11 protein-coding genes are annotated in these 13023 nt (G+C 47.0%); 10 read left to right on the top strand and 1 reads right to left on the bottom strand.

The window, feature by feature from the left end; translation table 11 throughout:
• The first annotated feature begins 7 nt into the window (after positions 1 to 7).
• The 6 genes from GLW00_RS10775 (at position 8) to GLW00_RS10800 (ending at position 7518) form a co-directional block, all read left to right on the top strand.
• A complete protein-coding gene (locus GLW00_RS10775) occupies positions 8 to 310 on the top strand; it encodes a YerC/YecD family TrpR-related protein (RefSeq protein WP_089651501.1) in 303 nt (100 codons plus the stop codon).
• 131 nt (positions 311 to 441) lie between these two features.
• Positions 442 to 1029 carry a YitT family protein gene (locus GLW00_RS10780; RefSeq protein ID WP_160914306.1) on the top strand — a complete coding sequence of 196 codons (588 nt, stop codon included), beginning with the start codon at positions 442 to 444 and terminating at the stop codon, positions 1027 to 1029.
• Between the two features lie 292 nt (positions 1030 to 1321).
• A complete protein-coding gene (pcrB, locus tag GLW00_RS10785; protein WP_160913926.1) occupies positions 1322 to 2032 on the top strand; it encodes a heptaprenylglyceryl phosphate synthase in 711 nt (236 codons plus the stop codon).
• Complete coding sequence (gene pcrA, locus GLW00_RS10790; protein ID WP_160913928.1) at positions 2029 to 4266, top strand: DNA helicase PcrA; 2238 nt, start codon at positions 2029 to 2031, stop codon at positions 4264 to 4266. Before pcrB ends, pcrA begins: the two co-directional genes overlap by 4 nt.
• A 14-nt stretch (positions 4267 to 4280) precedes the next feature.
• Positions 4281 to 6281, top strand: coding sequence for an NAD-dependent DNA ligase LigA (gene ligA, locus GLW00_RS10795; RefSeq protein ID WP_160913930.1), 2001 nt, complete (start codon positions 4281 to 4283; stop codon positions 6279 to 6281).
• Positions 6282 to 6372: 91 nt separating this feature from the next.
• Positions 6373 to 7518, top strand: coding sequence for a CamS family sex pheromone protein (locus GLW00_RS10800; RefSeq protein ID WP_160913932.1), 1146 nt, complete (start codon positions 6373 to 6375; stop codon positions 7516 to 7518).
• A gap of 42 nt (positions 7519 to 7560) precedes the next feature.
• On the opposite strand, the gene GLW00_RS10805 is transcribed toward GLW00_RS10800, so the two are convergent.
• Complete coding sequence (locus tag GLW00_RS10805) at positions 7561 to 8370, bottom strand: ZIP family metal transporter (protein ID WP_160913934.1); 810 nt, start codon at positions 8368 to 8370, stop codon at positions 7561 to 7563.
• A gap of 376 nt (positions 8371 to 8746) precedes the next feature.
• Here GLW00_RS10805 and pruA point away from each other — a divergent pair, with 376 nt between their 5' ends.
• From pruA to gatC, 4 genes are all read left to right on the top strand, one after another.
• Positions 8747 to 10297: an L-glutamate gamma-semialdehyde dehydrogenase gene (pruA, locus tag GLW00_RS10810; RefSeq protein WP_160913936.1), complete on the top strand. Its 1551-nt coding sequence runs from the start codon at positions 8747 to 8749 to the stop codon at positions 10295 to 10297.
• A gap of 363 nt (positions 10298 to 10660) precedes the next feature.
• Positions 10661 to 10786: a hypothetical protein gene (locus tag GLW00_RS20810; RefSeq protein WP_272482815.1), complete on the top strand. Its 126-nt coding sequence runs from the start codon at positions 10661 to 10663 to the stop codon at positions 10784 to 10786.
• Positions 10787 to 10792: 6 nt separating this feature from the next.
• Positions 10793 to 12304, top strand: a complete 1512-nt coding sequence (gene putP / locus GLW00_RS10815; protein ID WP_160913938.1) for a sodium/proline symporter PutP — start codon at positions 10793 to 10795, stop codon at positions 12302 to 12304.
• A gap of 424 nt (positions 12305 to 12728) precedes the next feature.
• Entirely contained in the window at positions 12729 to 13019 is a 291-nt protein-coding gene (gene gatC, locus GLW00_RS10820; RefSeq protein WP_089651494.1) for an Asp-tRNA(Asn)/Glu-tRNA(Gln) amidotransferase subunit GatC, read from the top strand.
• Positions 13020 to 13023 lie beyond the last annotated feature (4 nt).

A 13023-nucleotide genomic window follows, 5' to 3' on the forward strand; every position in this document is an offset into this window, starting at 1 on the left:
AAAAGGCATGCAGATCGATAAATTGAGAGGAAAGACGCTCGATCAACTGTTCGAAGCGGTATTATCTTTACAAAGTGTAGAAGAATGCTATGAATTCTTCGATGATCTCGCAACGATGAATGAAGTCCAGTCACTCGCTCAGCGATTGGAAGTAGCGCGCATGCTGCGTGAAGGCTTCACTTATCATAAAATTGAAACCGAAACAGGTGCATCCACGGCGACGATCTCCCGTGTGAAACGCTGCTTGAATTATGGCAATGACGCTTATACACAAGCGCTTGACCGTGTACAAGCGAAACAAACCGAATAGGTGAGGAGAGGCTGCCAACAGGATGTGGGCAGTCTTTTTTGATGGCTGCGGAGAAAAACCATCCATGATTCTAAGAGAAACCGGACAGGCATAGGCTAGTACTATGGAAGGGGACCTGTCCGATGAAAACGATGTTGAAAAAAGGCGCCATGATCATTCTCGGCAGTATGATACTTTCACTCGGCATCAACTTTTTCCTGATTCCGGATCATGTGTTGGATGGAGGCATCATTGGAATCGGGATGATTGCCAATTACATATGGGGGCTTGAAGTAGGACTGACGATCATCTGCTTCAGCATTCCAATCTTTACGCTTGCCTGGTTCTTTTACCGCTCTTATTTCTACAACAGTCTGCATGGACTGCTCATTTCTTCTTTTTCCATTGACGTTCTCCAAGGGCTGCGCGCCCATCACCTGCCGCTCGATCCAGCGATCAGTTCCATCATAGGAGGGGCACTTGTGGGTGGGGGAATCGGTTTGATGCTCCGGATGCATACGAGCACGGGCGGCACTGACCTCCTCGCGCAAATGATCGCCGATTGGTGCAAAGTCAATGTCGGTTTCGTCATCCTCGCGATTGACGCTGTCGTCATCGGTGCGAGCGGCTACCTGTTCTCCCTAGAGACGCTCATCCTCTCCGCCATCACCATCCTAAGCGTCGGCCTCGTCACCATGACCTTCACATCCACCCGCCTCCTCCCCGAACAACCATCATGACTTGGGGATGTAGTGGTGGTAGTTATGGTAATATTTGTATGACCTTGTCATCCAGCATTTTACATCAGAAGAAAATCACAACCCACCTCTCTTTTTGCTTAGAGAGGTGGGTTTTTATGTATTTGCAATTTATGGTGTACCAGGTCATGCAGATATTTCCAAATTAATCCCCACCGCCCCTTCAAACTCCCTCTTTTGATTGGTCATAGATTTGTTTGGTTGTGCCCCTCAACCCGGGGATGAAAATTTGCTATAATGGGTAGATGGATAACTGTTGTTTTGGAGGACCGAAATGTACAATATAAGCGAGTGGGATCATGTGTTCAAGCTTGATCCGAATAAGACGATCACAAACGCAGACTTAGAGAAGATAGGCTCATCAGGCACAGATGCGCTCATCATCGGCGGTACAGACGGGGTCACGTTCGAAAACGTCACGGATTTGCAGGAACGCCTGGAGTCCTTTGACATCCCTTATGTGCTTGAAGTTTCAGACATCGAAGCCATTGCGCCCGATTTTCATGCCTATTTCATTCCTCTTGTCCTGAATAGTGGAGATAAGAAGTGGATGATCGATGTGCAGCACCAGGCGATTAAAGAATATGGCGATGTGATCGAGTGGCAGGACATGCTGACGGAAGGGTATTGTGTCCTTAACCCGGAAGCGAAGGTGTTCAAGCGGACCAATTGTACGCTCCCGGATCATGAAGATGTCCTCGCCTATGCCCGGATGGCTGAACACATCTTCCATCTGCCCGTCTTCTACATGGAATACAGTGGTACTTACGGGAACCCCGGCTTGGTCAGGGACGTGGCCCGTGAATTGAAAAATACATCTCTCGTCTACGGCGGAGGCATCCGTTCGGAAGAACAGGCAGCAGAAATGGCCGCTTACGCAGATGTCATCGTTGTCGGCGATGTGATTTATGATAACCTAGAGGTTGCTCTTAAAACGGTCGAAGCCGTTAAATCAATGAAGATGAAGGATGGTGGACCCTCATGACACAGGCATTGAACGCATTGATTCAAGGCTTGAATACAGAACAACGAGAAGCGGTGACCCACACAGAAGGCCCGCTGCTCATCATGGCAGGTGCCGGAAGTGGTAAAACACGTGTACTGACACACCGCATCGCCTATCTACTTAGTGAAAAAGATGTAGCACCACGGAATATATTAGCGATTACCTTTACCAATAAAGCAGCACGCGAAATGAAAGAGCGTGTCGAATCTCTTGTCGGCAAAGACGGGGAAAAGATTTGGATGTCTACGTTCCACTCGATGTGTGTGCGTATCCTTAGACGCGACATCGACCGGATCGGTTATGACCGCAACTTTTCCATCCTCGATTCGAGCGATCAGCTTTCTGTCATTAAACAAGTGCTGAAAGAGATCAATCTTGATCCGAAAAAATGGGACCCACGTGCAATGCTCGGTGCCATCAGTAATTCGAAGAACGAATTGATGACGGCAGAGGATTATGAAAAACAGGCGAACAACATGCACGAAGAACAAATCGCCCAAATCTATAAAGGCTATCAAAAGAAACTCCGCAAAAATCAGTCGCTCGATTTCGATGACTTGATCATGCAGACCTTACGACTCTTCGATGAAGTGCCGGAAGTTCTGGAATCCTACCAGCGCCGTTTTCAGTACATTCATGTCGATGAGTATCAGGATACGAACCATGCCCAGTATCAACTCGTCAAACATTTGGCGAGCCGTTACCAGAACCTATGTGTCGTCGGTGATTCCGACCAGTCGATTTATGCATGGCGCGGGGCGGATATTCAAAACATCCTGAACTTTGAAAGTGACTATCCGAAAGCTCGGACGATCCTGCTTGAGCAGAACTACCGCTCGACAGAATTAATCCTGGATGCTGCCAACAATGTCATCGATAAAAACAGCGGCCGTAAACCGAAGCGTCTTTGGACGGATAATAAAGGTGGAGAGAAGATCCATTACCACCAAGCAGGCACGGAACGTGAAGAAGGTCTTTTTGTCACAGATAAAATTGAAGACCTCGTCCGCCAAGGGAAGTTCCGTTACCAGGATGTTGCGATTTTGTACCGTACGAACGCTCAGTCCCGTACGATTGAGGAAACGTTCGTCAAAGCTGGCGTGCCGTACCAAATGATCGGTGGGACGAAGTTCTATGATCGTAAAGAGATCAAGGACATGCTTGCTTACCTGCGTCTGATCGCAAACCCGAACGACGACCTCAGCTTCCAGCGTGTGGTCAACGAACCGAAACGCGGTGTCGGGAAAACGAGTATGGATAAGATGCTTGCCTATGCGGCCGATCACGATATTTCCCTTTATGAAGCGGCAGCCGAAGTCGATTTCGTCGGCGTGAGTGCGAAAGCAGCGAAAGCGATCATGAGTTTCCGTAAAATGATCCAGACGTGGGCTGAACAGCAGGAATTCCTTTCTGCGACTGATATGGTTCAGGAAGTCATCGATAAGACCGGCTATGAAGAGATGCTTATGAACGAGAAGAGCATTGAAGCACAAAGCCGCCTTGAGAACATCGAAGAATTCAAATCTGTGACGAAGAACTTTGAAGAAAACGCGGAAGATAAGACACTGGTCGCTTTCTTGACCGATCTTGCACTGATTGCGGATATTGATTCTATGAATGAAGACCCTAGTAGTGATGATACAGTGACGTTGATGACCCTGCACTCTGCGAAAGGTCTGGAATTCCCGGTCGTCTTCCTGATCGGTATGGAGGAGAACGTCTTCCCGCACAGCCGTGCACTTATGGATGAAGAGGAGATGGAAGAAGAACGCCGTCTTGCTTATGTCGGGATCACCCGTGCAGAGAAAGAATTGTTCATTTCCCATGCCAAAATGCGCACCCTTTACGGACGGACAAACATGAATCCAATCAGTCGCTTTATCCATGAAATTCCGGAAGAGCTGGTTGAAGGAAAAGAACAGAAGGAAGAGCTGCCATTTTTCAATAAAAAACGTGAAAGTACGCCGTTCGGGGCGAAGCCTCAAGCGGCTCCTAAGAAACGGGCCGCGAAGAAACCTGAGAAAAAAGCATCCTCAGGCGGCGAGAAAATCGGCTGGCAGCCGGGCGACAAAGCGCAGCATAAGAAGTGGGGCGAAGGAACGGTCGTCAAAGTGCAGGGCGAAGGAGATGCGATGGAACTCGATATCGCCTTCCCGGCACCGACAGGCATCAAGCGCCTGCTTGCCCGTTTTGCTCCGATTACGAAAGCGTAAGGAAGTGGATGGATATGAACGCAACGGAAGCTAAGCAAAAAATCGAAGCACTTAGAAAGGATCTTGAGCAGTACAGCTACGAGTACCACACGCTCGATGATCCGAGTGTTTCGGACTATGAATATGATAAAAAAATGCAGGAATTGATCAATCTTGAAGAAGCGCATCCAGATTTGCAGACACCCGATTCACCTTCTCAGCGGGTTGGAGGTAAGCCACTTGATGCTTTTGTAAAAGTGCAGCACGATATCCCGATGCTGAGCCTGGGAAATGCCTTCAATGATGAAGAACTCCGTGATTTTGACCGTCGTGTCAAAAACGGGACCGATGCAGAGGTCAATTACGTATGTGAACTGAAAATCGACGGTCTTGCGGTTTCTTTGAAATATGAAGATGGGATCTTCGTTCGGGGAGCGACTCGTGGAGATGGGACGACTGGGGAAGACATTACGAAGAACCTGCGTACCATCCGCAACATTCCTCTTCGCTTGAAAGAGCCGATGACTGTTGAAGTCCGTGGTGAAGCGTATATGCCGAAGAAGTCATTCATGGCTCTGAATGAAGCCAAGGAATCGAATGGGGAAGAGCCTTTTGCCAACCCGCGAAACGCAGCTGCGGGTTCTCTAAGGCAGCTGGACCCGAAAATCGCGGCCAAGCGTAACCTCGATATTTTCCTTTATGGCATCGGTGTGTGGGAAAACGATCCGACCGAAGCGCACAGTGAGCGCCTGGAGAAAATGAAAGAGCTCGGACTGAAAACCAATCCGGAGTGGAAAAAGTGTAACGATATCGAAGAGGTCATCGACTATGTCAATAGCTGGGTCGAACACCGTGCTGACCTTGATTACGAGATTGATGGTATCGTCATCAAAGTGGACAGCCTCGATCAACAGGAAGACCTCGGCTTTACAGCGAAGAGCCCGCGCTGGGCAACGGCTTACAAATTCCCAGCCGAAGAAGCGATTACGAAACTCAAAGACATTGAACTCAGTGTCGGTCGTACAGGTGCCGTGACACCGACAGCGATTCTTGATCCTGTCAAAGTCGCAGGAACAACGGTTCAACGCGCATCTTTACACAATGAAGACCTGATCATCGAGAAAGATATCCGCATCGGAGATACCGTCGTCATCAAGAAAGCGGGAGACATCATTCCTGAAGTGGTCCGTGTAGTTGAAGATCAGCGGACTGGTGAAGAAGAGCCGTACCGCATGCCGGAAGAATGTCCGGAGTGTGGCAGTCAGCTCGTCCGCCTTGATGAAGAAGTCGCCTTACGATGTGTGAACCCGAACTGCCCGGCTCAACTACGGGAAGGCTTGATCCACTTCGTTTCAAGAAATGCGATGGATATCGAAGGCCTTGGGGAAAAAGTGATCGCCCAACTGTTCCAGGAAAACTTGATCCATACGATCGCAGACTTGTATAAACTCGACCGTGAGGAGCTGCTGCAGCTTGACCGTATGGGTGAAAAATCCGTGGAGAACCTTTTGAATGCGATTGAAGCTTCAAAAGAAAACTCCCTGGAGCGACTGCTGTTCGGACTGGGAGTCCGTTACGTAGGTTCGAAGGCAGCGAGTACGCTTGCCCAGCATTTTGAACATATGGACGCGCTCGTCGAAGCGGATGCCGCTGCGCTTGAAGCCATCCCTGAAATCGGCAGCAAAATGGCCGAGTCGATTGCCAGCTATTTTGACGAAGACCAGGTCATACAGTTATTGGAAGAATTGAAGCAGCTCGGCCTGAATATGGAGTATAAGGGTGCGAAGAAGAGTGATCAGCCGGTCGATTCTCCTTTCAACGATAAGACCGTGGTAATCACAGGGAAAATGGAAGAATACAGCCGTTCGGACATGAAAAAAATGATTGAGGAACTTGGCGGGAAAGTGACAGGAAGTGTGAGTAAGAAGACTGACCTTCTCATCGCTGGCGAAGACGCTGGTTCCAAGTACGCGAAAGCATCAGACCTGGGGATTGAAATTTGGGGTGAAGCGCAGTTCAAAGACGCTCTATCCTGATCGATACAAAACGTTTTATGGTTATACAAGAGTAGCCGGAGCGTAGGAAAACATACGCGCTCCGGCTGGTCTCATTAAGGGAGTGGAAAGCATGAGGAAGATGCACGCACTGTTGCTTAGTTCTTTGCTCGTCGTAAGCGCGTGTACGCCCGTTTTTGACAATAGAGAAGAAGTCATACAAGAAACGAAAGATGAAAAAAATAATCAATCCGCCATCATCCCGAACTACAGTATGTCGGAGCAGGATTACCGGATGATTCTGACAGAGAGCAGTCCGAAGGTTTCAACGGCACGTGCGGTGACGACGAACCAGATGGGGAACCGGATGGACATTGATGAATTCGAAAGCGGCCTTCGCCGTCATTCCAAAGAATACTTTAATCCGGACAAGTATTTCTTTCAACCGGGACAATACTTTGAAGGCGATACGCTGCTTCGGTGGTTAGGCAGGGAGAGTGGGAGCAATGAAGACGGCTTGAATCCCGAGCTTAACGAAGATGAAGCGACCGAAGAAGAGTTTCGTGAAAGCCCCCGTTATATCTCAAATATCATCGAGCAGAATTACTTAGTCAGACAAGATGAAAACAAGGTGGAATTGAGAGGGTTGACCATCGGAATCTCATTGAGAACCGTCTACAACTTTACCGCTGAGGACCGAAGCTTTTCTGAGGACCACTCGACCGAAGAACTCCTTCAAAAAGGGAAGGAATACGCGGGAGAGATTTTGAAGCGGATTCGGGAAAGAGAAGAGCTCAATGGTGTACCGGTCGTATTCGCCTTATATGAAGAAGAGGAAGCAAGTTCGAAAGTTCCAGGCAAGTTTTTAAGTAAAACGTATGTCAAAGGATCTGACCTTACCATCAATGGTTGGGATAACATCGATGAAAAGCATGTGCTGTTTCCTTCCAAGGAAGCAGAAGACGATCACTTCGATGATTCACAGATCTTTTCAGACTTCCGAAAAGAAGTTTCCGACTACTTCCCGAACTTCGTAGGGATGATTGCCAATGGATTTTACGTCAATAACGACCTTCGCGAAGTTTCGATTGAAATTCCGATCCAGTTCCAATCCGAATCGGAAGTTGTCGGTTTTACACAATATGTGTACAGTCTTGTAAACGAAATGTTTGCCGACCATTACAATGTTCAAGTGAATATCCACAGTATGGATGAACCGGAAAGCCTGATCGTTAAAAGAGCCGGCGAGCAGGAACCTTTCGTTCATGTGTATGAATAATAGAAAGACCGCACAGGAAAATCCTGTGCGGTCTTTTTTCTATTATCCAAGAGCAACATCCAGCGTCATCATGACAGTGAAACCAAGCATAAGACTGATGGAAGCCAGATTTACGTTCCCTTTCTCGTGGGAACCAGGAATGATTTCTTTAGCTACAACAAAAATCATCGCTCCTGCCGCAAAACTCAAAGCATAAGGCAGAATCGGCTCAATGGCAATAACAGCAAAAGCGCCGATGACAGCGGCCATGGGTTCAACCATGCCGGAAAATTGTCCGAATAGGAAACTTTTCTTTTTCCCCATCCCATCACGGTGAAGAGGCATAGACACCGCAGTCCCTTCAGGGAAATTCTGTATGCCAATTCCGATGGCAAGGGCTACTGCACCGGCTAGAGTGGCCTCGGTTCCATTAGAAGCTAATGCACCAAACGCAACGCCGACGGCCAGTCCTTCTGGAATATTATGAAGAGTCATGGAAAAGACGAGAAGTGCGGTTCGGTTTTTTGCCTTCTCATCTTTAATATCATATAAGTAACGATCCGTATCTAATGCAGGCAGCATGCGGTCGATGAGGAGCAATAGGGCTCCACCTAATAAAAAGCCTACAGCAGCTGGGAACCAGGAGGGAACAGGTCCCTCTGAAGACATTTCGATGGCTGGAGCTAGAAGCGACCAATAGCTTGCCGCAATCATAACCCCACCAGCAAAGGCAAGCATACTATCAAGGAATTTTTGATTCGAACCTTTTACGAAAAAGACAAGAGAGGCACCAAGAGCGGTCATGCCCCATGTGAATAACGTGCCTAAAAGAGCCTGTAGTACGGGATTTAACTCTTTTAAAAGTTCAATCATAGTTACACACGCACCTCTGAATGAGACTTTGATTTTTGCATTAAGGCAAAAAATATTGACATGACCATTTTATAGGCGTGTATTCTAATCGTCAAATAACAAGATTGAGGCAAATAGGAAATGGGTTTCATGATAAATAATAAAGTACGGTTTATAGCAATATTCGACAAAATGTGATTAAATAAGAGAATTTCCGAGCATAGATCCGATGGATAGCGTTCAATAGTGTATATATAAATATATCACTTCAAATCCATCTCAATCGATTGAACTAGATTCACCGTTACGATAGAATAGTTATGGAAACGCTTAATGTGGTAATTTTCAAACTATTACATAGCGTCACCCATCTTACTTTTCAAGGAGGCGGTTTTTCATGGTAGTCCCTTACAAACACGAACCATTTACTGATTTCACAGTGGAAGAAAATCGGAAAGCTCTGCAGGCGGCAATTAAGCAGGTAGAAGCGGACCTTGGAAAAGAGTACCCTCTCATCATCGGTGGGGAGAGAATTGTCACGGATGACAAGATCAAGGTCGTTAATCCGGCTAACAAGAAAGAAGTCATCGGCTATGTGTCGAAAGCGAACCAGGATCTTGCTGAGAAAGCTCATCAGGTGGCAGATGAAACCTTTGACTGGTGGAGAAAGACGAAAGCGAAGTTCCGTGCAGACATCCTTTTCCGCGCGGCAGCGATCGTCCGCCGTCGTAAGCATGAGTTCACGGCACACCTTGTCAAAGAAGGCGGAAAACCATGGAAGGAAGCGGATGCGGACACAGCAGAAGCAATCGACTTCATGGAGTATTATGGGCGGCAGATGCTTGAAATTGATAAAGGCGTGGAAATCAATTCACGTCCAATAGAAAATAACAGGTTCCATTACATTCCGCTTGGAGTAGGGGTGGTCATTTCCCCATGGAACTTCCTGTTTGCCATCATGTGTGGAACAACGGTTGCCGCAATGGTATCCGGAAATACGGTTCTTCTGAAGCCGGCGAGTGCAACTCCAATCATCGCTTATAAAATGATGGAAGTGTTAGAAGAAGCCGGGCTGCCGAAAGGGGTCATCAACTACATCCCGGGAAGCGGAAAAGAAGTCGGCGACTATCTTGTCGATCACCCGCGTACGCGTTTTGTAAGCTTTACAGGCTCCCGTGAAGTGGGTACCCGTTTATTCGAACGTGCGGCAAAAGTTCACGAAGGCCAAAAGTGGTTGAAGCGTACCATCATTGAAATGGGCGGGAAAGATACCATTGTTGTAGACAGTGATTCTGACCTTGAGCTTGCGGCAGATGCGATTACGTATTCGGCTTTCGGATTCTCCGGACAAAAATGTTCCGCCTGTTCCCGTGTTATTGCTCATGAAGATGTGTATGATGAGCTGCTGGATCGAGTCGTTCAGAAGACGAAGGAACAGGTCAACTATGGTGATCCAACCGATAACAGCAACTACATGGGACCGGTGATCGACCAGGGCGCTTATGATAAGATTATGAGTTATATCGGAATCGGAAAGGAAGAAGGAAGGTTGATGACAGGCGGAAAAGGAGACGACAGCAAAGGCTGGTTCGTTGCGCCGACTGTTTTTGCTGACCTTGCTCCGGATGCCCGTCTCATGCAGGAGGAAATCTTCGGTCCTGTTGTAGGTTTCACGAAGGCGAAATCTTTTGATGAAGCGATTCAGTTCGCAAACAACACCGACTACGGCTTAACAGGAGCTGTTATTTCCAACAATCGCGAGCATATTGAAAAAGCACGCGATGACTTCCATGTCGGGAATTTGTACTTCAACCGCGGGTGTACGGCTGCCATTGTAGGTTATCATCCATTCGGTGGCTTCAACATGTCAGGAACGGATTCAAAAGCCGGTGGTCCTGATTACCTTATTCATCATATGCAAGGAAAAACAACGTCTGAAATGCTGTAATAGAACGACCAAAAAATCCCTCTTCCACATGTATGTGGAAAGGGATTTTTTCATGAAAAATGGAACATACTAACGCTGTAGGGAAAAGGGAACATTTCCCCATTTTTCTATGACCTCTAAAATTTTTTAAAATAAATTTTGTGAATGAATATCATAAAAATGTCACATATATGTATTTTTATACTATATAAACGAATAAACATTCAATTATGACCTATTCACACAATTTTTGCAATGTTCGTATAAAAGTTATATGATATAGTTGTACCTGTGTTTGGTTTTTTTAAGTCAATATGACTTAAGAACCATGCGTCGGTACGATTTGCATAGGATTGTATAAACCAACATCTAGGAGGTGGAAATGTGTTTGAACTCGCTACTGCAACATCAGCAACCATCGCTGGAGCAACATGGTTCTGGTTATTTGTACCAATGCCAATTTTAATCATTCTATCTATCATTACACTATTCACTGAGAGGAGCGAATAACAAAACATGAGTACTGCTACGTTAATAACGTTTATTGTCTATTTAATCGGTATGCTGGGAATCGGTTTTGCTGCATATCGTCTTACAAGTGATTTATCTGACTATGTCTTAGGTGGTCGTCGTTTAGGTCCAGGAGTTGCCGCACTATCTGCCGGTGCATCCGACATGAGTGGTTGGTTGCTGCTAGGTTTACCTGGTGCGATTTACGCTGGAGGCTTGTCCGCAGCTTGGATCGGTGTCGGTCTAGCTATTGGTGCATACTTAAACTGGCAGTTCGTCGCACGCCGACTTCGTGTATTTACGGAGATTGCAAATGACTCGATTACTGTTCCAGACTATCTTGAGAACCGCTTCCGTGACCACTCCCACGTGTTACGTGTCATTTCTGCAGCTGTCATTCTTTTATTCTTCACCTTCTATACATCTTCCGGTATGGTTGCCGGTGCGAAGCTGTTTGAAGCTTCCTTTGCTTTGAGCTATACACAGGCTCTATGGTTAGGCGCAATTGTTACTATTTCTTACACTTTCTTAGGTGGATTCCTAGCCGTAAGTTGGACAGACTTTGTTCAAGGTATCCTGATGTTCTTTGCCTTAATCGCTGTGCCGATTGTTGCGATTACTGAACTTGGTGGTTGGAATGCTGCGACAGACGCAGTAGCCCAAATCGATCCATCTCACTTGAACATGGTTCAAGGTGTCGGTGCCCTTGCGATCCTATCTTCTCTTGCATGGGGACTTGGTTACTTCGGTCAGCCGCACATCCTTGTGCGTTTCATGGCTCTACGTTCTCCTAAGGACGTTCCAAAAGCACGTTTGATCGGTATCGGCTGGATGGTTCTAGGTCTATACGGTGCCATCTTCACAGGTCTATTTGGACTTGCTTACATCAACACAGCAGATGTAGCTGATCTTTCTACATTCAATGCAGAAGTGATGACAGAAGGCGGCATCCAGATGCTTGTCGACTCTGAGAAGATTTTCATCACGTTCTCCCAAATCCTGTTCCACCCAATCATTGCCGGTATCTTACTAGCAGCGATCCTTTCTGCTATCATGAGTACCATTGACTCTCAGTTGCTTGTATCTTCTTCTGCACTTGCAGAGGACTTCTATAAAGCACTGTTCCGTCAGAACGCGACAGAAAAAGAATTGGTATGGGTTGGTCGTGCTGCCGTAGCCGGTATCGCCTTGATCGCCGTGCTTCTTGCCGGTAACCCTGACAGCACCGTTCTTGGTCTTGTATCCTACGCATGGGCAGGTTTCGGTGCCGCATTCGGTCCCGTTATCATTCTGTCCCTATTCTGGAAAGGCATCACACGTAATGGTGCGCTTGCCGGAATCATCGTCGGTGCCGTTACCGTTGTCATTTGGGGAGACTTCCTGAGTGGCGGATTCTTCGACCTTTATGAAATCGTACCTGGTTTCATCCTAGGTGGACTTGTCGCTATTCTTGTCAGTCTTTCTGGTACACCACCGAAAGATATTGCTGAAGAATTTGATAAAGTTACGAAAATGTAAGAAGTTCTTCACTACAAAATTCCCGGTCTTTTGGCCGGGAATTTTTTTGTTTTTATAAGAGAGATGATGATTCATCACTTTCAGTTAGAATGCCGCTTTATCTTACCGTAGTTTCGGAGTTACTCTTTCAGGTGGTGGTTGGGAAAGGGGGGGAGACTCCTGTGGGAAGTGCGTAGCAGATGGGACCCCGGAGAGCTTCAGCTCGAGGAGGCTCATCACTGGCCCACGGAAAGCGAGCCTTTTTCCCAGCCACCACATCCACTTACAAAGTCTCGGAACTAACCCTTCCAAATAAGGGAGCTTTCACGATAAGACAGCGCCCTTCTGATGTGTTAAACTAAGAAAGGTGTATCCGTACGTTGAAAATGGATTCTGATATTTGGTATGATCATATATTATGTGAGATCGAAATGGAGGTCGCATTATGTCCAGAATTAGCAAAGAGGAAGTGAAGCACGTCGCGAATCTCGCGCGCCTTGCGATCACGGAAGAAGAAGCAACGACATTCACGAAGCAGCTTGATGACATCATCACGTATGCCGAACAGTTGAATGAATTAGATACAACAGGCGTCGAGCCTACGACCCACGTTCTTGATTTGAAGAACGTCATGCGTAAGGACGAGCCGAAGAAATGGATTTCTCAGGATGATGCACTGAAAAATGCACCAGACAAGCAGGATGGACAGTTCAAAGTGCCATCCGTATTGGAATAAGGAG

The sequence above is a fragment of the Halobacillus litoralis genome (assembly GCF_009856445.1).
GTDB lineage: Bacteria > Bacillota > Bacilli > Bacillales > Halobacillaceae > Halobacillus > Halobacillus litoralis.